The 21,130-nt window shown below is 42.4% G+C and carries 24 protein-coding genes, 1 other RNA gene and 1 pseudogene; 16 read left to right on the forward strand and 10 right to left on the reverse strand.

Translation table 11 applies throughout. From position 1 onward, the window contains the following. Positions 1-228: 228 nt before the first annotated feature. Positions 229-1,267: pseudogene (locus tag BKK52_RS10110) on the forward strand (IS1595 family transposase). 93 nt (positions 1,268-1,360) lie between these two features. Next, on the forward strand, positions 1,361-1,630 hold the full coding sequence (locus BKK52_RS10115; protein WP_077478602.1) for a hypothetical protein: 270 nt from the start codon (positions 1,361-1,363) through the stop codon (positions 1,628-1,630). Positions 1,631-1,768: 138 nt separating this feature from the next. Here the strand turns inward: BKK52_RS10115 and BKK52_RS10120 are convergent, their stop codons facing one another. From BKK52_RS10120 to pxpB, 4 genes are read right to left on the reverse strand one after another with little or no spacing between them, the layout of a single operon-like run. Next, the gene (locus BKK52_RS10120; RefSeq protein WP_077478603.1) at positions 1,769-2,956 is read right to left on the reverse strand and encodes an NRAMP family divalent metal transporter; all 1,188 of its coding nucleotides are present in this window, start codon (positions 2,954-2,956) and stop codon (positions 1,769-1,771) included. Positions 2,957-3,000: 44 nt separating this feature from the next. Further along, positions 3,001-3,747, reverse strand: a complete 747-nt coding sequence (gene pxpA / locus BKK52_RS10125; RefSeq protein ID WP_077478604.1) for a 5-oxoprolinase subunit PxpA — start codon at positions 3,745-3,747, stop codon at positions 3,001-3,003. Then, on the reverse strand, positions 3,734-4,666 hold the full coding sequence (locus BKK52_RS10130; RefSeq protein ID WP_077419702.1) for a 5-oxoprolinase subunit C family protein: 933 nt from the start codon (positions 4,664-4,666) through the stop codon (positions 3,734-3,736). The genes pxpA and BKK52_RS10130 overlap by 14 nt, the downstream gene beginning before the upstream one ends. Next, entirely contained in the window at positions 4,663-5,313 is a 651-nt protein-coding gene (gene pxpB / locus BKK52_RS10135; RefSeq protein WP_077419703.1) for a 5-oxoprolinase subunit PxpB, read from the reverse strand. The genes BKK52_RS10130 and pxpB overlap by 4 nt, the downstream gene beginning before the upstream one ends. A 252-nt stretch (positions 5,314-5,565) precedes the next feature. On the opposite strand from pxpB, the gene BKK52_RS10140 reads away from it, so the two are divergent. The 8 genes from BKK52_RS10140 (at position 5,566) to dapB (ending at position 10,808) form a co-directional block, all read left to right on the forward strand. Continuing rightward, on the forward strand, positions 5,566-6,006 hold the full coding sequence (locus tag BKK52_RS10140; RefSeq protein ID WP_208606158.1) for a YcgN family cysteine cluster protein: 441 nt from the start codon (positions 5,566-5,568) through the stop codon (positions 6,004-6,006). A gap of 106 nt (positions 6,007-6,112) precedes the next feature. Next, entirely contained in the window at positions 6,113-6,586 is a 474-nt protein-coding gene (gene ribH, locus BKK52_RS10145) for a 6,7-dimethyl-8-ribityllumazine synthase (protein WP_077419704.1), read from the forward strand. Positions 6,587-6,589: 3 nt separating this feature from the next. Further along, complete coding sequence (nusB, locus tag BKK52_RS10150) at positions 6,590-7,024, forward strand: transcription antitermination factor NusB (protein ID WP_077478607.1); 435 nt, start codon at positions 6,590-6,592, stop codon at positions 7,022-7,024. Positions 7,025-7,196: 172 nt separating this feature from the next. Continuing rightward, a complete protein-coding gene (locus tag BKK52_RS10155) occupies positions 7,197-7,829 on the forward strand; it encodes a dual specificity protein phosphatase family protein (RefSeq protein WP_077473684.1) in 633 nt (210 codons plus the stop codon). A gap of 28 nt (positions 7,830-7,857) precedes the next feature. Then, complete coding sequence (gene thiL / locus BKK52_RS10160; RefSeq protein WP_077473683.1) at positions 7,858-8,859, forward strand: thiamine-phosphate kinase; 1,002 nt, start codon at positions 7,858-7,860, stop codon at positions 8,857-8,859. 2 nt (positions 8,860-8,861) lie between these two features. Next, entirely contained in the window at positions 8,862-9,350 is a 489-nt protein-coding gene (locus BKK52_RS10165; protein WP_077473682.1) for a phosphatidylglycerophosphatase A family protein, read from the forward strand. A gap of 1 nt (position 9,351) precedes the next feature. Beyond that, positions 9,352-9,981 (forward strand): homoserine/threonine efflux transporter, encoded by a 630-nt coding sequence (locus BKK52_RS10170; protein ID WP_077419709.1) that lies wholly within the window; start codon positions 9,352-9,354, stop codon positions 9,979-9,981. 14 nt (positions 9,982-9,995) lie between these two features. Next, positions 9,996-10,808 (forward strand): 4-hydroxy-tetrahydrodipicolinate reductase, encoded by an 813-nt coding sequence (gene dapB / locus BKK52_RS10175; RefSeq protein WP_077419710.1) that lies wholly within the window; start codon positions 9,996-9,998, stop codon positions 10,806-10,808. Here the strand turns inward: dapB and yfaE are convergent. Then, positions 10,803-11,051 (reverse strand): class I ribonucleotide reductase maintenance protein YfaE, encoded by a 249-nt coding sequence (yfaE, locus tag BKK52_RS10180; RefSeq protein WP_077419711.1) that lies wholly within the window; start codon positions 11,049-11,051, stop codon positions 10,803-10,805. The two genes, dapB and yfaE, sit on opposite strands and share 6 nt — an antisense overlap. Before the next feature lie 107 nt (positions 11,052-11,158). On the opposite strand from yfaE, the gene BKK52_RS10185 reads away from it, so the two are divergent. Beyond that, entirely contained in the window at positions 11,159-11,845 is a 687-nt protein-coding gene (locus tag BKK52_RS10185; protein WP_077419712.1) for a hypothetical protein, read from the forward strand. Between the two features lie 42 nt (positions 11,846-11,887). Here the strand turns inward: BKK52_RS10185 and BKK52_RS10190 are convergent, their stop codons facing one another. Both BKK52_RS10190 and BKK52_RS10195 read right to left on the reverse strand, forming a co-directional pair. Further along, the gene (locus BKK52_RS10190) at positions 11,888-12,430 is read right to left on the reverse strand and encodes a KdsC family phosphatase (RefSeq protein WP_077419713.1); all 543 of its coding nucleotides are present in this window, start codon (positions 12,428-12,430) and stop codon (positions 11,888-11,890) included. Positions 12,431-12,439: 9 nt separating this feature from the next. Beyond that, on the reverse strand, positions 12,440-13,375 hold the full coding sequence (locus tag BKK52_RS10195) for a KpsF/GutQ family sugar isomerase (RefSeq protein WP_077419714.1): 936 nt from the start codon (positions 13,373-13,375) through the stop codon (positions 12,440-12,442). 167 nt (positions 13,376-13,542) lie between these two features. Here BKK52_RS10195 and rnpB point away from each other — a divergent pair. Beyond that, positions 13,543-13,919, forward strand: an RNA gene (rnpB, locus tag BKK52_RS10200) — RNase P RNA component class A. Between the two features lie 67 nt (positions 13,920-13,986). Here rnpB and dacB read toward each other — a convergent pair. Next, a complete protein-coding gene (gene dacB / locus BKK52_RS10205; RefSeq protein WP_077478608.1) occupies positions 13,987-15,426 on the reverse strand; it encodes a serine-type D-Ala-D-Ala carboxypeptidase in 1,440 nt (479 codons plus the stop codon). 167 nt (positions 15,427-15,593) lie between these two features. Here dacB and greA point away from each other — a divergent pair, with 167 nt between their 5' ends. Beyond that, a complete protein-coding gene (gene greA / locus BKK52_RS10210; protein ID WP_077478605.1) occupies positions 15,594-16,070 on the forward strand; it encodes a transcription elongation factor GreA in 477 nt (158 codons plus the stop codon). A 238-nt stretch (positions 16,071-16,308) separates the two neighbouring features. Here the strand turns inward: greA and yhbY are convergent, their stop codons facing one another. After that, positions 16,309-16,608, reverse strand: a complete 300-nt coding sequence (gene yhbY / locus BKK52_RS10215; protein WP_077415203.1) for a ribosome assembly RNA-binding protein YhbY — start codon at positions 16,606-16,608, stop codon at positions 16,309-16,311. A gap of 153 nt (positions 16,609-16,761) precedes the next feature. Here yhbY and rlmE point away from each other — a divergent pair, with 153 nt between their 5' ends. Both rlmE and ftsH read left to right on the forward strand, forming a co-directional pair. Then, entirely contained in the window at positions 16,762-17,400 is a 639-nt protein-coding gene (gene rlmE, locus BKK52_RS10220; protein WP_077415201.1) for a 23S rRNA (uridine(2552)-2'-O)-methyltransferase RlmE, read from the forward strand. A gap of 80 nt (positions 17,401-17,480) precedes the next feature. Further along, entirely contained in the window at positions 17,481-19,382 is a 1,902-nt protein-coding gene (gene ftsH, locus BKK52_RS10225; protein WP_077473680.1) for an ATP-dependent zinc metalloprotease FtsH, read from the forward strand. Between the two features lie 159 nt (positions 19,383-19,541). Here the strand turns inward: ftsH and prmB are convergent, their stop codons facing one another. Next, positions 19,542-20,486 carry a 50S ribosomal protein L3 N(5)-glutamine methyltransferase gene (prmB, locus tag BKK52_RS10230; RefSeq protein ID WP_077473679.1) on the reverse strand — a complete coding sequence of 315 codons (945 nt, stop codon included), beginning with the start codon at positions 20,484-20,486 and terminating at the stop codon, positions 19,542-19,544. Between the two features lie 95 nt (positions 20,487-20,581). On the opposite strand from prmB, the gene smrB reads away from it, so the two are divergent. After that, positions 20,582-21,085: an endonuclease SmrB gene (gene smrB, locus BKK52_RS10235; protein ID WP_077473678.1), complete on the forward strand. Its 504-nt coding sequence runs from the start codon at positions 20,582-20,584 to the stop codon at positions 21,083-21,085. Positions 21,086-21,130: the final 45 nt, after the last annotated feature.

Consider the following 21,130-nt stretch of genomic DNA (forward strand, 5'->3'; position numbering starts at 1 on the left):
TCTACGTCAGCCCCTTCTTTAATTTTCAAAATTAATTCAAAAAAACACTTGACAGATTTTTCAAAAGGTAGGCTTAAAGCGCTTGAAAATTTTCCTTGACAAGCACCCTATATAACAATACATTTTTCCGCACAGAAAAATAATAGTCCCTTTATTACGACTTTTGACTTTTTAAAGCCTAAAAAGGCTTGGAAATTTAAGCGTTGTAATAAAGGGATTATTGTTTTTATGGCACAGCATTTTCTGTTATCAGCCAAAGCACGCCGCTTGCCGATTGCGCAAGTGGCGGGGCTTTCTGATGCCGAAATTTTTGCCTTACTCAAAAATGCCCGTTGGCACAGTGACACGGAACAAGTTTGTCCGCGTTGCGGAGTTTGTCATCAAGCCTATTTCATCCACACACGCCAACAATTTCAATGCAAACACTGCCAATATCGCTTTTCGATTACCACAGGCACAATATTTCAATTTCACAAACTCACCCTGCGGCAAATCCTTATTGCACTTCTTCTCTTTGTCACGGAAAGCAAAGGCTTATCCGCCATTTCCCTTTCTCACAAGCTCAACGTGCAATATAAAACCGCATGGGTACTACTACACAAATTCCGTGAAAGCCTAGAAAAGACGAAAGATTTAACGCCATTACATGGTGAAATCCATATTGACGGTGCTTATGTAAATTACTACATCCGCCCGAAAAACTTCCGCCACAAACGCATTGATAGACGTAAGAAACGCCATCAACGCAAGGATAAGGCTTGTGTATTGGTATTCCGGCAACGGGCAAAAAATCAAAATATAATGAAAGGCGCAGAGCGAAGCATTATCGCCCTCATCAAAGAAGAAAACACCCAAGACATACTGGATTTAACCCAACGCCTTGTGAAACCCAACAGCACGATTCACGCTGACGAAAACCCTGCCTACGATAGCCTGACATTCCATTATGATTTATGGCGGGTAAATCAATTCCCAAGAATATCGTTCCATCGAGGGCATCACCAACAACCTTGCCGAATCCTTTTTTGCACGACTGCGGCGTGCCATTACTGGGATTTACCACAAAATGAAAAACAAGTACCTAATGTTCTACGCTAACGAGACAGCGTGGCGGGAAGATAATCGTCGAAAAAGCGTCAAAGAGAAATTTGAACATTTGCTACGCTGCACGTTCAACACTTTACCCTCACGCCATTTTACCGGCTATTGGCAAGGCAATAAAATGCCCGAAGCCCGATTTGGCATCCATTCATTACAAACAACCTAGTAAGGAGCAAAAATGAAGCTACATTATGATATGCGGATCTATTTTGAATCCAGCTAGGATGTTGATGTATGGATATGGGGCGAACATTCCATTTTGGATGATATAAAACGCCATACGGTAAGATGGAGTGAACGGCGTAATATCAACAAATTTTTCTATTTATTGGAAACCAAAGTCCCTGCAAAAATAGAGCCGGTCGAACCTCGCTACTCAAAAGCCTACGCCCAATACCAAGCACAGAAAAGGCTAAATGAAATCGAAGGTTTAATACAGTGGGAAAACAAGGTGATTGCTGACAGAATATTAGTTTACTGCTTAGATAGCGTTGAGATTTACTACCAAAAATGGAATAATCGTCACTGATTAAATGGTAGAATTAGTCACAAAAATAAAGGCGACGGAAAGGTCGCCTTGTTTTAAAACGGCTTTGTGCAACTGCTACATAATATCGTTGTTTTTGACCGCACTTTTTCATTTCCTTAATAGATGTTTGATTAGCGTTTAAGCCAGTAAATTACCTATATATTTCACCAACGTCATCATACTTAATATAGCCATAGACACCACAACGATAGCGCCTGAAATCGTCATCCACATAGGGTGTTTATAATCACCGATAATTTTACGGTTATAGGCGGCGAGCAAAATTAAACCGAGAGAAATCGGTAAAATTAAGCCGTTTAATGTTCCTACAAACACCAACACTTGAGCAGGCCGACCAATGGTGGCAAGCACAGTAGTTGAGATGATAATAAACGCCACTATCCAACAATTTTTGTATTTTTCAATTTTTAGGGAAAAGCTGGTGATGAAAGAAACTGAAGTATAAGCGGCACCGATAACCGAAGTAATGGAAGCCGCCCAGATAACCACACCAAAAATCATTAGCCCGATGTTGCCTGCTACGTGTGAAAATGGCGTTGCGGCAGGATTTTTCGGATCTAAGGCTACACCTTGGGAAACCACGCCTAACACAGCTAAAAACAATACAACCCGCATAATTGAAGAAATTAAAATAGCCGATACCGAGCTTTTGCTGACTTCTTTCAATGCTGCTTTGCCTTTGATTCCCGCATCTAATAAGCGATGAGCACCGGCAAAGGTAATGTAACCGCCCACGGTTCCCCCCACGAGCGTGACGATAGCAATGACATCTAATTTTTCAGGAATGAAGGTTTTGGATACGGCTTCGCCAATTGGTGGATTGGTTTGTGAGGCGACATAAAGGGTTAACGCTATCATGACAAATCCCATAATCTGTGCAAAACGATCCATTGCTTTACCCGCTTCTTTAACAAGGAAGATACAGATAGCAATTGCGCCACTTATCACTGCGCCCATTTCAGGAGAAATACCGGTGAGAATATTCAGCCCTAAGCCTGCACCGCCGACATTCCCGATATTAAAAGCAAGCCCACCCATCACAATAAGCAATGAAAGAAAATATCCCGTACCGGGTAAGATGGTATTGGCAATATCTTGTGCTTTCTTTTCTGAAACGGCAATAATTCGCCAAATATTTAATTGTGCCCCAATATCAAGCAAGATAGAGAGTAAAATAACAAACCCAAAACTCGCCAGTAAAGATTGGGTAAAGGTGGCGGTTTGGGTTAAAAAGCCGGGTCCAATGGCAGAGGTAGCCATTAAAAATGCCGCCCCAAGTAGGGCATTGCGGTTGTTATTTGCCATATTGATCTCCAATTGTTTATAAGTGGATTGATGAGCGAGCCGAACTATTTATATTTTGCCGAAATGGTGATTTTTTCCGCTTGCAATGCGGCTCGAATTTTTTTCGCAAATTCAATGGCGTGGAGACCATCACCGTGTAAACAAATACTGTCTGCTTGAATGGGAACGTTGATTCCCTCAACAGAAAGAACAGAGCCTTCTAGCACCATCTGTAGCACCTGTGCAACGGCTTCCTGATCATCTTTGACTAATGCATCAGCACGATTGCGTGGCACTAATGAACCATCGGTGAGATAATGCCGATCTGCAAACACTTCAGAAATGATTTTAAGCCCCTCTTCTTGAGCAGCGAGAAGCATCGCACTTCCCGATAAACCCATTAGTGCTAAGTGAGGATCAAATGTTTTAATAGTTTTAGCGATGAAACAGGCGAGATCAGGATCTTTTGCCGCTTGGTTATACAATGCACCATGAGGTTTGACATAACTTAGCGTGACACCTTCTGCTTCGCATAGGGCTTTAATTGCGCCAAGCTGATAAAGTAAACTGGCTTTGAGTTCTTCATTGGTTAAATCCATCGTTAGGCGACCAAAATTCTCTCGGTCGGGATAGCCGGGGTGGGCTCCAACGATGACATTATTTTCTTTTGCCCATAAAATGGCTTTATGCATTTCGTTGTAATCTCCGGCGTGCAAGCCGCAGGCAATATTGGCAGAGCTGACTAATTGCAATAATGCTTCATCATTCGCACAGCCTTCTGCCAAATCAACATTTAAATCAACGCATTTCATTTGCTTTTCTCCTTACGTATGCCAAATAATCTTGATCTTGTAGGTATCGTTCTCTCGCCTGTTGATGACTAACCTGTTCAAAATAAACAGTTTCTCCAAAAGGTATTTGTGCCAATCTGCCAATATCCGCTTGGATAACGCAGGCAATTTTAGGGTAACCGCCCGTGGTTTGTGCATCCGCCATAAGCACAATTGGTTGACCATCAGGTGGAACTTGCACTGTGCCGATAGGCGTAGCATGGGAAAACATTTCAAGGGGCGAACTGAGGCTTAATCTTTCAGAAGCAGAAAAACGATAGCCTATGCGATTGCTTTTTTGTTGTAGTTCCCAACCCTGTTGCCAAAATAATTGTTGGGATTCAGCGGTAAATGCTTCATATTCTGATGATGCCGTGGCATAAATTTTTCGGGTAAAAGGAATTGGCTCAATGCCCAAAGAAGGCAGTTCACTATCCCTTAATCCTGTGGCAAGATGATCACCAGATTTAAGCAAACGCCCTTGGAAACCACCAAAGCCCGCTTGTAAATTAGTGCTATAAGAACCTAACACTTTCGGTACATTAAATCCTCCTGCAACGCAAAGATAGACGTAATTTCCTTGGCTGATTCTCTTGATTTTTAAAGTTTGACGTGCTTTTGCCGTATAACGCCAGTAGGGAAAAACGGGGCTGCCATCAAGTTCGGCTTCACACAATGCACCGGTTAGGCAAAATGGTGTATTGCAATCAAAAGTGAGTGTTAGGCTTCCCAATGCAATCTCAAGTGCGGGTAAATTATTGGCATTTTTTAATAGTAAATTTCCTGCTTGCAGAGCTAAACTGTCCATCGCACCGGAATGTCCAATCCCTACGTCTCGTGATCCAAAACGACCTAAATCTTGTAAATGAGCGAAACCTTGAAGATGTTGAAGATAAATCATAGGGTGATGTCCTCCACGACAAAACGGACTTGATCGCCTGCTTTTAGTAAAACAGGTGGACTTTGATTTGCATCAAAAAGTTGAATATCGGTTTTTCCTAATAATTGCCAGCCTCCGGGGGAGGTGAAAGGGTAAATTCCTGTTTGGCTACCGCCAATACCTACGGACCCTGCGGGGACTTTTGTTCTTGGTACATCACGACGTGGAGTGTGCAAGGATTCGGGTAACCCGCCTAAATAAGGAAATCCGGGTTGAAATCCCATCATAAAAACCGTGTAAGTCGGGGTGGTGTGGCGGTTGATAATTTCTTTTACCGTTGTGTGATGAAATTGCGCCACATCATATAAATCCTCGCCAAATTCCCCACCGTAATGAACGGGAATTTCAACTAATTTTCCTTGAAAATGCGTTTTTTGTGTTTGGACACTTTCCCAAAGTTGGTGAAGTTTATGGATCAAGTGTTGGGAATCCGTATGAAAATGATAAAAAACAGTGAGATTATTCATTCCAACCACAGTCTCAAGGATATCAGGAATAGGTTGTGTCAGTTCGGATAATTTCCAAAGTGCCTGTTGTTTGGATAATTCAGCCGGCGGAGGAAGTGAGCAAATTAAGGAATGTTCGCTAGTATAATTAATCATAAGCATATGTTTCTCCTCTGTTGCTTTTTTGTTAAAAGTTTCTACTCTTGTTTTTTTCTCCCGTCAATATCAAGCTTTCTAAATTTTTTAAAAGTGTGAGTAGTATCAATATTTTTTATCTTATTTGTATAAATAATGTCATAGTATGTCGTTTTTTGAGGGAAGAGATAGTGTTAGAATGGCGAACTTTAAAATGAGGTTTCTCGGTGACGTTCAATTTTTTAGCCGAGATTGTTTTTATCGTTAAAAATCAAAATGATGAATTTATCCCCTAATTTCTGGCAAACTAAATCCCTCCTTGAAATGACGGATTCCGAATGGGAGGCGTTGTGTGATGGGTGTGGAAAATGCTGTTATCGCAAATATATCCAAGGGCGAGGGAAGCGACAGAAACTCTATTATACCCGTATCGCCTGTAATTTACTCAATTTAGAAACCGGAAAATGCACCCATTATTCGCAACGTTTTCGTCTTGAAAAAGATTGTACAAAACTCACTAAGAAAAATTTACCCGATTTTCATTGGCTGCCGAAGACTTGTGCTTATAGACTGCTTTATGAAGGAAAAGCTTTGCCTGACTGGCATCCGTTGATTTCAGGTGATGAACAATCGGTGAAAAATGCAGGCGTTTTCATTGCCAATGGGGTGCATGAAAATGAGGTGATTGATTGGTTTGAATTTGTCATTGATGAGGAATAAACCCCATCAAAAAATGACCGCACTTGCGTGATAAATGCTGATAGGCGGTAATTTTTATGCTAGAATTCGCCCCCAATTTATTAGCACGAATAACATAGGAAAAAATATGAAAGTTTTAGAAGGCGTTGTTGCGGCACCTAACGCAAAAGTGGCAGTGGTGATTGCCCGTTTTAACAGTTTTATCAATGAAAGTTTATTAGAAGGTGCTGTAGATGCGTTAAAACGTATCGGTCAAGTGAAAGATGAAAATATTACCCTTGTGCGTGCGCCGGGGGCTTATGAGCTTCCGCTGGTTGCTCGTCGTTTAGCGGAAAGCAAAAAATTTGATGCGATTGTGGCATTAGGAACGGTTATTCGTGGTGGCACAGCTCATTTTGAATATGTGGCGGGTGAGGCAAGCAGTGGTTTAGGCAAAGTGGCGATGGAAGCAGAAATTCCAGTGGCATTCGGCGTACTGACCACTGAAAATATTGAACAAGCGATTGAGCGTGCCGGCACAAAAGCGGGTAATAAAGGCGCAGAAGCGGCATTGGTTGCCCTCGAAATGATCAACCTTCTTCAACAAATTGATGCGGCATAAATGATGGAAGAGCAAAAACAAATGAAAAAGCCATCGGCTCGACGTCGGGCGAGAGAGTGTGCCGTGCAAGCCTTATATTCTTGGGCGGTGTCCGGCAATACGGCGGAAGAAGTCGAGCTTGCCTTTATGCTGGATCAAGATTTGAGTGGTGTGGATAAACCTTATTTTCGTAAATTATTCCACAAAACGGTGGAAAATATAGAAACCGTGGACTTTTCCATTACCCCTTATATCGACCGCACTTTTGATGAACTTGACCCTATCGAAAAAGCCATTTTGCGTTTAGCGGTATATGAGCTGCGTTTTGAACTTGATGTCCCCTACAAAGTGGTGATTAATGAAGCCATTGAAGTGGCAAAAGTGTTCGGTTCGGATGACAGCCATAAGTATATTAATGGTGTATTAGATAAAATCGCACCGGCACTGGGTCGTAAATAATTGAGACGGAAATAATTCCATAAGATAGCGTGAGTTTCTCATATTATCCTTAAATTAAAGTGAAATAATGAACTCACGCTTTTTTATTGTGAGAAAACTCACTGAAAATCAACCGCACTTTATCTTTGCATATTTGTTATGCTAACGATGTTTTCCTTTTATTGAGATTTTTATGCCAAAAAATATCCCTATTTTCCCCTTAAAAATCACGGTTAAACAAAGTGTTATCGCCTTAGCGATGCTGACCTTAATTTCTTGTGCAACGCCAATGCCTAGTGAGCCGTCGACAAATACGGCGCATTGGGCAAAGGAAATAAGCCGGCAAGAAAATCTGTATCAGGTAGATGACAATTTTTATCGCAGCGAACAATTGGATCGTCAAGCCGAGCCTTTGCTGGATAAACTAAATATCAAAACCATCGTTAATTTACGCTTTTTTGATCGTAATGATGATAAACAGGCATTCGACCATAAAAATCTTCATTTGATTAATACGCCACTTTTAACTTGGGCAATCACGCCGGAAGAAGTTGCCGATATTTTGTGGAAAATACGTCAAAATCAAAAAAATGGTGCGGTGTTGGTGCATTGTTATCACGGTGCGGATCGCACAGGGCTAATTGTGGCGATGTATCGTGTGGTTTACCAAAATTGGGATTTAAGTGAGGCCAAGCGGGAAATGCAGCAAGCGCCATACGGGTATCATTCCATTTGGAAAAATATTGATAAATTTTTTACCGCAGAAAATGTTGAAAAAATTAAGGCACGCTTAGCTCAGCTTTCATGGGTATCTAATTGGCAGTAGCAATTCGGCAAAGTGACGGGGAAAGGCAATGGGCGAATTTGATTTAATCAAAAATTATTTTGAACAACCGCAAACTGACGATGATTTTGTGCAGCTATCCATTGGCGATGATTGCGCCTTAGTTTCTGTACCTGAAAATGGTTGGCTTGCCATCACCACCGACACAATGGTGGAAAACACCCATTTCCTACCTTCTATTTCCCCGCAAGATTTAGCTTATAAAGCCCTTGCCACCAATTTAAGTGATTTAGCTGCCATGGGCGCTAAACCTAAATGGATTTCCCTTGCATTAACTTTACCGAACATTGATGAAAACTGGCTTGCCGCATTCAGTCAAAGTTTGTTACAAACCTTAAAAGATTACAACGTCACATTAATTGGCGGAGATACCACAAAAGGCGGGTTATCCGTTACTATTACGGCACAAGGGCTGTTGGAAAAAGGAAATGCCTTATGCCGCCATCAAGCCAAAGTAGGGGATCTGATTTATGTTTCCTGCACCTTGGGTGATAGTGCTGCTGGTTTACAGCAGATTTTAGCGGGTAAAAAAGCGCTCAGTTTTGAGGAAAAATTTTTACAACAGCGTCATCTTCGCCCCACACCACGCCTTGCCCTTGGACAAGGCTTAATCGGCATTGCTAATGCCGCTATTGATCTTTCCGATGGCTTAATTTCCGATCTTGGGCATATTCTCCAACGTAGCCGATGTGCGGCAGAAATTGACCTTTCTGCTTTGCCATTGTCCGCCTCATTATTAACCCTTCACGATCGCACACAAGCCGAGCAATTTGCACTAAGCGGTGGGGAAGACTATGAACTGTGTTTTACCCTTCCACCTGAAAATCAGCCCTTACTCGAAGCCCGCCTGAAAAATCTTGATGTGTCATGCACTTGTATTGGACGTATTGTGCCTGCCTTTGAGGGAAAATGGGAGAAAGAAAAGTGCGGTCAGTTTTCCATTCGTTTTTTGCGTAACGGTGAGCCGATCGATTATTCAGCAAAGCTTGGTTTTGATCATTTCAAGGAATAGCGATGACAGAAAACAATCCTTTAAACCGAATTTCCATGAAAAATCCCATTCATTTTCTCGCTGTGGGGTTGGGATCTGGTTTACTTCACCCCGCCCCGGGAACTTGGGGCAGCGCCCTTGGCACGCTATTAGGCGTGATTTTACTGGCATTGTTGGGGACAAAAATTTTCTTAATTTTCACCGCACTTTGCTTTGTTTTAGGCTGTTATTTATGTCAAAAAACTGCCGATGATATGGGGGTACATGATCACGGCTCCATTGTATGGGATGAATTTGTCGGTGTGTTTATTGTGCTTGCTGCCATTCCAACCTTGTCCTTGCCGTGGATATTAACCGCATTTGGCCTCTTTCGTTTTTTTGATATTCTCAAGCCTTTCCCTATTCGATTTTTTGATAAAAAATTAGAAAGCGGTTTTGGTATTATGATCGATGATGTATTGGCGGCAATCTATGGCGTTGCTGTGATTTTCTTAATTCAAATGTGGAGATAACGTGTTAAATTTACTCATCGTACATTTATTTGGTTTAATGACACCGGGGCCGGATTTCTTTTATGTAAGCCGAATGGCTGCCAGTAATTCGCATCGAAATACGGTCTATGGCATTTTGGGCATTACTTTAGGTGTGGCGTTTTGGGCGGCGGTTTCTATGCTGGGGCTTACGGTATTATTTGCCACAATGCCCGCATTGCACGGTGTGATAATGATGTTGGGCGGAGGCTATTTGGCTTATCTCGGTTTTTTATTGATGCGTAGTAAACAAAATGCCGAGTTTAAACCGCTTTCTGCTGAAGAGCTAAACCAACAAAGCAATGCGAAAAAAGAAATTTTAAAAGGCTTGTTGGTGAATTTATCCAATGCGAAAGCCGTAGTCTATTTTTCCAGTGTGATGTCTTTCGTGTTGGCTAAAATGACGGAAATCTGGGAAATGGGGGCGGCATTCGGGTTAATTGTCTTGGTGACGTTTTTTTATTTTTACCTGATTTCTTTTATTTTTTCGCGTAGTATTGCGAAACAGTTTTATAGCCAATATAGCCGTTATATTGATAACACGGCCGGCATAGTATTTTTGTTCTTTGGTGGCGTGTTAATTTACAGCGGCATCACAGAGATGATTCACTAAAAGAGGACGTAACGATGACATTGAAAATTGCAATCGCCGGTGCCGGCGGAAGAATGGGGCGTCAGCTCATTCAAGCGGTTCATTCCGCAGAAGGCGTGGAATTAGGCGCAGCTTTTGAACGCAAAGGCTCATCATTGGTGGGCGTGGATGCGGGAGAACTGGCGGGTATTGGGCAGCTTGGTGTGGCGGTATCTGATGATCTCGAGGCGAAAAAAGATGCCTTTGATTTATTGATCGATTTCACCCGTCCGGAAGGCACGCTTGAGCATATGGCATTTTGTGTGGCGAATAATAAAAAAATGGTGATTGGAACCACAGGATTTGATGAAGCAGGCAAAGTCGCCATTCGATCTGCCGCTGAAAAAATTGCCATTGTATTTGCCTCTAATTTCAGTGTTGGGGTGAATTTGGTTTTCAAACTTTTGGAAAAGGCCGCCAAAGTGATGGGGGATTATTGCGATATTGAAATCATTGAAGCCCATCATCGCCATAAAGTGGATGCACCGTCAGGCACAGCGCTTTCTATGGGGGAACATATTGCGAAAACTTTGGGACGTGATTTGAAAACCCATGGTGTCTTCTCTCGTGAGGGCATCACCGGTGAGCGTAAAGCGGATGAAATCGGTTTTTCCACGATCCGAGCCTCCGATGTGGTGGGCGAGCATACTGTCTGGTTTGCAGATATTGGCGAACGGGTAGAAATTTCCCACAAAGCCTCCAGCCGAATGACCTTTGCAAACGGCGCTGTGCGGGCAGGAAAATGGTTGGAAAATCAGCCTAATGGCTTATTTGATATGACCGATGTGTTGGATTTGAATAATCTATAATTCCAACTCAAGATCCGTTTCTACACGGCAACAACATAATAAAATTTCATTAGGCTGAACAAAGGCAAGGGGCGCTTCCGGATAGGACACCTTGCCTTTTTTGATCTTCACCCGGCAAGAACCACAATAACCGCTACGGCATTGGTATTCATGGTGAATATTGTGACGTTCGAGGTGGTCAAGCAGGCTTGTTTCATTATTGAACTCAAGGGTGGTTTGGCTGTGAATTAAATGGATTTTCATGTTCTGTTTCGTTGTCAGTATGTTGCCTAATTATATAGGAAAAAGAGAAAACTCTGTTAAAATCCACCGCACTTTTGTAATAGAGAACGCATTTTTAAGGAGATAGGGTGAGATTAGCCGTAAAAATAACCGTTATTTTAACCGCACTTGGTCTTAGCGCTTGCAGTACCATAAGCCGAGAACCGGTGAAATCCATTGATATTTATGTGAAACCCTATTATTCCGCAGAAAAAGGCAAAGCCCAGAATGTTTTTGTGCATAAGCAACTTGATCCGCTTTTGCGGGAAAATAGCTTAAAAGGGTATCAAAGTGCGGTCAAATTTGTGGAAGAAAATTCAGCCCGCATTTCTCCGATTACGATGTTTACCTTATCAGCCCGAGCCTATGATTTTGGCTTGCGTGATGAAGCGGTAAAATGGTTTTATCGGGGACAAAATCGTTTAATTACCGCACTGTATGTTTTGGATTTGCCTAAGGCGAGCATTGCGGAACATACAGGCTTTGGTCAGGTGGTGGGGCAATTTATTAATCCTTATGCCTTTTGTGATCTTAACAAACAGCGTCAATTGGCTGAGGAGGCGATAAATTGGGTGATGGCACATCCCTATGAGATTGTTTTAATGAAAGCTTTGCCCTCTAAGTTTCAAGATCGCTCCATTGCGTTAAAAGAAGCGGAAACAAAATTAAAGGATCGATTAAAAGAACAGGATAAATTTTTTGCTGATCCACAAAATAAAGAAAAATGGCAAAAAGAACGATTAGAAAATTATGTTAATGAACGGTTTTGTTGGTAAGAAAAATCCCTCAGTGTTGAGGGATTTTTTTATAAAAAGACGTTATTGCGCCATATTTTTAACGGATTTTAAAAAACCTTCTGCACTTTCAAAGACGGCAGATTTCCCTTGAGCGGTTAAAATCATATCGGACATTTCACGAAATGCCCCTTTTCCGCCCGCAAGAGAAAGCACATAATCTGCCGCATTTTTCACATAAATTGGGGCATCTGCCACGGCAAAAGAAAGTCCGCTGACGGCAAAGGCAGGCAAATCTACGCTATCATCACCAATATAAGCGGTTTCTTCAGCGCTTACGCCGGCTTGGCGCATTAATTCAAAGCAGGCACTTTCTTTTTCTAATTTTCCTAAAAAGAATAGGGTGATGCCAAGATCGGCAATACGGCGGCGTAAAATCGCAGAGTCTCTGCCGGAAAGCACGGCAACTTGAATCCCTGCTTCCATCAACATTTTCATGCCTAAACCATCACGCACATGGAAACTTTTAATCGCCTCGCCATTGGCGTCATAATGGAGTTGTCCATCAGTCAGTACGCCGTCCACATCGGTTATCACCAATTTAATTTTTTTTAGTTTTTGCTGCATTGGATTTCCTTAACTTGAAAATTCGATTAAGCCCACGACCTTGTTCTCATCATCAACCACCACAAGGGAATGGATTTTTTTCTCTTTCATAAAATCTTCCGCTTTCGCTAAAAATTCGTTTTGGTTGATGGTTTTTGGTGAACGGGTCATAAAATCTTCTGCGGTTTTCTTCAAGGTTTGTTCGCCATTGGCAGTCAGTGCACGGCGAATATCACCATCGGTAATAATGCCTTTTAATTGATCGTTTTCCATCACCAGTGCAACCCCCATTCGCCCTTCATTCATCACGGTTAAGCAATCGGTGAAATTTGTCATAGGGGAAATAATCGGCAAGCGGGTTTGCATTTGATCTCTCACCCGACAGAGCAGGCGGCGACCCAAACTGCCGCCCGGGTGGAATTTGGCAAAATCTGCCGGTTGGAAATTTCTAGCGGTGATAAGGGAAACCGCAAGGGCATCGCCGACTGCCAATGTGACAAGCGCGGAAGTGGTAGGCGCAAGATTATTCGGGCAAACTTCACGCTCAACGGTAATATCCAACACATAATCCGCATGGCGGGCGAGGGTGGAATTTTTATTGCTGGTGAGCGCAATAATTTTATTGCCAAAACTTTTCAGGCTTGGAATGAGTTTGTTCACATCATCGGTTTCACCGCTGTAAGAAATCAGCATCACAATATCCACGGGTTTGAGCATCCCCAAATCACCGTGAAACGCCTCAGTTGGGTGAAGAAAAAAACTTGGTGTACCGGTGGAGGCAAAGGTTGCCACCATTTTTTTTCCAATTAATCCCGATTTACCGATCCCCCCAATAACAAGACGCCCTTGGCAAGCCAAAATCAGCTCAACAATTTGGTTGAAATTGTTGTCTAAACGTTGACTTAACTGGGTAAGCGCAAGGCTTTCTACGGAAAGGGTATCCCGTGCAATTTGTAGATAGTTCATAATCCGTCCTAAAGTGCGGTTAAAATTGCGGGTATTTTAGCTGAATACGCTAAAAATACGAATGAAAATTTATGCGTATTTATGCTTTCACTGCCGTAGTCAAAACCAACGTTCAAAATCCAAGGGATTTTGTTGACCGCACTTTTATTAATCTCTATACTACGCGCCGAGTTGGTTAGACAATCGCTGGTTTATTGAAGCCCTTAACCGTGTTCGCACGACCTAGTGGGACAAGTAAACGAGAGGAAAGTCCGAGCTACACAGGGCAGAGTGCCGGATAACGTCCGGGGGGCGTGAGCCTATGACCAGTGCAACAGAGAGCAGACCGCCGTGCAAACGGTAAGGGTGAAAGGGTGCGGTAAGAGCGCACCGTGCCGCCGGTAACGGTTGGCAGCAGGGTAAACTCCACTCGTAGCAAGACCAAATAGGAATCTAATGGGTGGCCCGCTCAGGATTCGGGTAGGTCGCTTGAGCGGCGGAGTAATTCGTCGCCTAGAGGAATGATTGTCCACGACAGAACTCGGCTTATCGACCAACTCAATATTTTCGATAAAATGACCGCACTTTAGTTTATTCGTAATGAATGGATTAAAGTGCGGTTGTTTTTTTGATTAATCTTTATAAAACGCATTATAAAGCGTGCTTTCAAATTGTACTAAAGGGGCTCGTTTTGTTTTGCTTTCTAAATCACCGGTGGAATAACCGTTGATAAACTGGACAAAAGCTATTTTTTCACCACGTGCATTTGTCATAAATCCTGCAAGATTGTAAACGCCTTTTAGTGAGCCGGTTTTGGCGATCACATTTTTGACTAACGGGGGATTAATTAATCCGCCACGTCCACTGATTGTGCCATCTACCCCAGCGATAGGAAAGGTCTCCATTAAGCGCAGCTTATCTTCGTTTTTTGCTATATATTCTAATACAGAAAGCATCGTTTTAGGGGCAACGAGGTTATGACGTGAAAGCCCGGAACCGTCTGCTAAGATACTATTGCCAAATTTAATGCCTTGTTTTTGTAAAGCGGATTTCACCGCCAATGTTCCCAGTTGGAAGGAGGCCGGGCGTTTATAGTAATGGTAGGCAATGGCACGAAATAAGGAGTCGGCAATTTGGTTATCGGATTTTTTCATCATTTTTTTCAATAAATCCGGTAAGGGTTTGGAGAAATGTTGCGCTAATAATTGTCCTTGCTGTGGTTTTTGCGGTTGTAATACTCTTCCGCTAAAGTCGATACCTAAGCGTTTGAGTTGACGTTGAATAATCACTGCGGCGTAAGCATCGGGATCTTGTACCGCAAAACTTAAACCGAAGGGTTTGGATTGACGGGCAAGGCAACCTTTCACTTGATAGCGATTGTTATCGTGTACCACCACATCTAATTGGCAATAGGGGGCTTCGCGGCTGTCTGCCACATAAACTTGTCCGAACACTTGAATGGGAAATTGTGCCGGTACGCTGATTTTGACGGTTTCACCCGGGGCTTGATTGGCATCAAGTTCCGCATAGAAACAGTTATTATCGATATTGGCAGCGGAAGGGGGGGAATTGAAGCACATGGTTAAATCGTTCCAAATCCACCCTAAACCCCGATCATGGCTAGAGAAGACGGAGGTATCTAAGATCAAATCGCCATTGATTTTATTGATCCCTTGTTTTTTTAATTCAGCAAGGAGGCTATAAAGTTGCCCACTGGTAAGGTCGGGATCGCCAGTGAAACGTGCAATTAAATTGCCCTCTAAAAGCCCGTTTTGAACACTGCCGTTGGTTAAAAGAGCGGTCTCAAATTTGAAATCATCACCCAGCACTAATTTCGCTGCAACGGCAGTAAAGATCTTTTGGGTGCTTGCGGGCAGCATAAACGTTGATCCGTTGTAATCGGCAATAATGCTGTTTTGATTGAGATTTTGGGCAATAATACCCGCACTTGCGCCTTCCGGTAGCGTGTTTGTTATAGATGCGACATCCACTTCTGCCATCGCAGGAAAAGCAAGGGTGATTCCGAGAAAAGCTGTGCGAAGTGCGGTTGAAATTGAAGGTAATTTTGTCATATTTGGCTTGTTATGGTTGCTATTTTTTTTTAGACGAACAATAATAGCCATCGAATGAATGAGAGTAAACCTGATTTTCTCTTTCCTTTATTAATTTTATCTGACTGCGACAAAATTTTTTGATTTTGTCGTGGTTTTCTTTTTACTTAATTTTAAGGATGCAGTCTATGAAACAAATCCCGATGACGGTTCGTGGTGCAGAACTGTTAAGAGAAGAATTAGATTTTTTAAAGAATATACGCCGCCCGGAAATTATTAAAGCGATAGCGGAAGCCCGTGAGCATGGCGATTTAAAAGAAAATGCAGAATATCACGCAGCACGTGAGCAACAGGGGTTTTGTGAAGGTCGCATTCAAGAAATTGAGGGGAAATTAGCCAATTCACAAATTATCGATGTGACGAAAATGCCGAATAAAGGAAAGATCATTTTCGGTGCAACAGTGGTGCTGGTGAATGTGGATACTGATGAAGAGGTGACTTATCAAATTGTGGGGGATGATGAAGCGGATATTAAATCCGGTTTGATTTCCGTGAACTCACCTATTGCACGAGGGTTAATTGGTAAAGAACTGGATGATATGGTCAATATTATCACCCCGGGCGGTAATGTTGAGTTTGAAATTATTGAAGTGAATTACGTTTAACCTCAAATAAAAAAGTGCGGTGGAAATGACCGCACTTTGTGGTATTGACGATATTATAGGGCAGTTGCATAACGTTATTTTTGTTGGGGTGTAGGGACACACTGCGTGTGTCCGAATTTTAACCTATTGAAATCGTTTGATTTTTACAACGGACACACGCAGTGTGTCCCTACGTTTTGTTAAAACCTCCGATTTTACGCATTTGCGATAAATATCGGATATTGATTGTGTCGAAACCTTATTTGCGGGGAAGCTGTATTTTGGTTTCTTCACTCGGACGATAAAGCACTAAAATATGACCGATAGTTTGCACATTTGCGGCCTTGGTTTCACGGACAATCGCATTAATAATTAATTGCTTGGTTTCACGATCCGCCCCTGCAATTTTTACTTTAATGAGTTCATGGTGATCAAGGGCATTTTCGATTTCGGCAAGTACGCCTTCAGTTAAACCGTTGCCACCAAGCATCACAACCGGATTGAGATGGTGGGCAAGGGCTTTTAAGAATTGTTTTTGTTTGGTTGATAAGGTCGTCATAAGAAATCCTACAAATAAATAGAAATAATAAAAAGAGCGGCTAGAAAAACGAGGATTTTCTGCGTTTTTTAAGCTCACCAAGTCTTGAATTCGGCAGATTGTACCCAAATATAGGCGAAACTACTACAAAAAATCGTACAAAAGACAGAGATTATGGGAAAGAAAAAACGTTCGGCGAGTTCTTCTCGTTGGTTAAACGAACATTTTAAAGATCCATTTGTACAGAAAGCGCATAAGCAAAAATTACGCTCTCGTGCTTATTTCAAAATTGATGAAATTCAGCAAACGGATAAATTATTCAAACCGGGTATGACCGTGGTGGACCTCGGTGCTGCCCCGGGCGGCTGGTCGCAATATGTCGTGAGCCAAATTGGTGATAAAGGCCGAGTGATTGCCTGTGATATTTTGGAAATGGATCCGATTGTGGGGGTGGATTTCTTACAAGGTGATTTCCGAGAAGAGCAGGTGCTTAATGCGTTGCTTGAACGTGTTGGAGAAGCAAAAGTGGATGTGGTGATGTCGGATATGGCGCCCAATTTCAGCGGTATGCCCTCGGTGGATATTCCCCGTGCGATGTATTTGGTAGAACTGGCATTAGATATGTGCAAACAAGTGTTGGCAATGAAAGGCAGTTTTGTAGTGAAGGTATTCCAAGGGGAAGGATTTGACGACTATTTAAAGGAGATTCGTGCTCTTTTTAGTGGGGTGAAAGTCCGTAAACCGGAGGCATCACGAGGGCGTTCCCGTGAAGTTTATATTGTTGCAACGGGCTATAAAGGCGAATTGCTTTAATCGCTTTTCATCGTTTGTGATATATAGTATCTTGTGTCGAATTTATTAACTTAGGAAAGGCAGGTTAGACTTTGAACGATATGGTCAAAAATTTGGTACTCTGGATTGTGGTAGCAGTAGTTATGATGACGGCTTACCAGAGTTTTAATTCTTCTTCGGCGGACAATGCGACCGATTATACGACCTTTGTTTACGATGTAAGCAATGGTCAGGTAAAAGAGGCACGTTTTGATACCAATGAGATTACCGTAACAAAAAATGACGGTTCAAAATATATTACCGTTATGCCACCGTTGGAAGATAAGAAATTACTTGATGATTTATTGAGTAAAAAAGTGAAAGTGGAAGGTACGCCATTTGAAAAACGCAGTATTCTTTCGCAACTTTTAATTTCCTCATTCCCAATGTTGTTCTTAATCGGGATATGGATTTATTTTATGCGCCAAATGCAAGGCGGTGGCGGTAAAGCCATGAGCTTTGGTAAAAGTCGGGCGAAAATGCTTAGTCAGGATCAAATCAAAGTCACCTTTGCTGATGTGGCAGGCTGTGATGAAGCGAAAGAGGAAGTTGGCGAAATTGTTGATTTCTTGCGTGATCCGGCTAAGTTCCAAAATCTAGGCGGTAAAATTCCAAAAGGGATTTTGATGGTTGGGCCTCCGGGTACCGGTAAAACCTTATTAGCAAAAGCCATTGCGGGTGAAGCTAAAGTGCCGTTTTTTACCATTTCCGGTTCTGACTTCGTTGAAATGTTTGTGGGCGTGGGGGCTTCTCGTGTTCGTGATATGTTTGAACAAGCGAAGAAAAATGCGCCTTGTTTAATTTTTATTGATGAAATTGATGCCGTTGGTCGCCAACGTGGGGCGGGTTTAGGCGGTGGTCATGATGAACGTGAGCAAACCCTAAACCAAATGTTAGTTGAAATGGACGGATTTGGTGGCAATGACGGCGTGATTGTGATTGCGGCGACAAACCGCCCTGATGTGTTAGATCCTGCGTTAACCCGTCCGGGACGTTTCGACCGTCAAGTGGTGGTAGGGTTGCCGGATGTCAAAGGCCGTGAGCAAATTTTACAAGTGCATATGCGTAAAGTGCCGTTAGCTGATGATGTGGATGCCATGACCCTAGCCCGTGGTACACCGGGTTATTCCGGGGCGGATTTAGCCAACCTTGTGAATGAGGCAGCATTATTTGCGGCACGCAGTAATAAACGTACGGTGTCTATGCTTGAATTTGAAAAAGCAAAAGACAAAATCAATATGGGGCCGGAACGCCGTACCATGATTATGACGGAGAAACAAAAAGAATCCACCGCTTATCATGAGGCAGGTCATGCGATTGTGGGTTATTTAGTGCCTGAACATGATCCGGTTCACAAGGTGACGATTATTCCTCGTGGCCGTGCCTTAGGGGTCACCTTCTTCTTACCGGAAGGGGATCAGGTAAGCATTAGCCAAAAACAATTAGAAAGTAAACTTTCTACCCTTTATGCAGGGCGTTTGGCGGAAGATTTGATTTACGGTGAAGAAAATATTTCAACCGGTGCATCAAATGATATTAAAGTGGCGACCAATATTGCCCGTAATATGGTTACTCAATGGGGCTTTTCCGATAAGCTTGGGCCGATTCTTTATTCTGAAGATGAAGGGGAAGTGTTCTTAGGACGTTCAATGGCGAAAGCAAAACATATGTCCGATGAAACAGCTCATGTTATTGATGAGGAAGTACGTGCCATCGTCAACCGTAATTACGAGCGAGCAAGACAAATTCTTATCGATAATATGGATATTTTACATGCGATGAAAGATGCGCTTGTGAAATATGAAACTATTGAAGAAGTACAAATTAAGCAGTTAATGAACCGTGAGCCGGTTACACCGCCTTCCGGCTGGGAAGAACCGAAAACTTCACAAGCCGCTTATTCAAATGTTACTTCTGAAAACAAATCGGAAAGTGCGGTTGAAAAACCACAAGATTTTGAGTGATAATAGTCCTTCCTTAAAATCTACAGGATAACTTGTAAATACCTGTTTTTGAGATAATAGTCAAAAACAGGTATTTTTTATATCTGAAAGAATCACGTCGAAACTATATTAAATACAATATCCAAACTATGAAAAAAACGTGGTGATTATCACTCCAGATTAAAACAAATGATGGTATTTCAGCAATGCTTCCCGAGTGAGGGAAAATACCCCAAGCCCACCATTTTTGAGTTCAAGCCAGTTAAAGGGAACATCAGGATATTGCTCAATGAGGCTGACCATACTGTTTCCCACCTCGCAAACCAATACTCCCTGTTCTGTTAAATAATCAGGTGCTTGTTTTAGAATTTGTTTGGTTATATCCAAACCATCTACACCGGAACCCAATGCAAGTTCAGGTTCAAAATGAAACTCTTCAGGCATATCGGCTAGATCCTCTTCATCCACATAAGGGGGATTAGTCACAATAAGCTCATATTTTTGTCCCCCAATATGTTCAAATAAATTGGATTGAATAGGGAAGACCCGATGTTCCATTTGATGACGGGCAATATTGATCTCCGCCACATTTAAAGCCTCAACAGATAAATCCACAGCATCGACTTCAGCCTCAGGGAAGGCATAAGCACAGGCAATCGCGATACAACCACTGCCGGTGCAAAGGTCGAGAATATGTCGTGGTGTTTGTTTCACCACGCCTTCAAAGCCCTCCTGAATCAGCGCACTTATAGGGGAACGAGGGATAATGGTGCGTTCATCCACATAAAATTCGTGGCCGCAAAACCATGCACTGTTTGTGAGATAAGCCACAGGGACACGTTGTTCGATACGGGTTAATACCAATTGAATAAGGCTTTCTTTCTCTGAAGGCGTTAAGCGGCTATGGAATAGCTCCGTTGGGAGATCAAGGGGAAGTTGTAACCCGGCAAGCACCAATTGAAGGCTTTCATCCCATGCATTGTCATAGCCCTGCCCATAATAAATCTCCGAACGGTTAAAGACGCTGTATGTCCAACGGAGAAAATCTTGAATGGTATAAAGTTCATGGGCGACATTATCTTCTAAAATTGTTGCGACCAACGCTTGATTGTGTGTGCTTTCCATTCTCTTTTCCTTATGAAAAAATTTGCGTAGTTATATCACATAAGGCGATCGATAACTATGATATGATACGCAAAATTTAAAATGAGTGAGAGAAAATGCAAGAGGAATTTGAGCTGTTTCGTGCTGAAACGAAGGGCATTAAGCCTATCAAACAAGATACCTTTATCGCACCACGTCAAAAGCAAGGTCAGAAAAAATCCCATTTACGGGATATTCGTGAAAAAGAAGATACGTTGTTCTATTTTTCCGATGAATATGAACCCTTGCTTAATGAAAATGACGGTGTTGTGAAATACCTTCGTGAAGGTGAGGATTCCCATTTACTGAAACAATTACGCCGAGGCGATTTTTCACCCGAGCTCTTTTTAGATTTGCACGGCTTAACCCGTGAACAGGCAAAAATGGAACTTGCTGCTTTATTGCTTGCTTGTGAGAATGAGCGAGTAGATTGTGCCAGCATTATGACAGGCTATGGCACCTTCACCTTGAAAAAACAAATTCCCCGCTGGCTTGTTCAGCATCCTAAAGTGCGTGCCTTGCATCAAGCACCAAGAGAATGGGGTGGTGAAGCGGCAATTTTGATTTTGCTAGAGGTGTAATTTCCCCTTTTTGAAGAAAGGAAAAGTGATGGTACAACCTGATAA

Source organism: Rodentibacter trehalosifermentans (assembly GCF_002000545.1).
Taxonomy (GTDB): domain Bacteria; phylum Pseudomonadota; class Gammaproteobacteria; order Enterobacterales; family Pasteurellaceae; genus Rodentibacter; species Rodentibacter trehalosifermentans.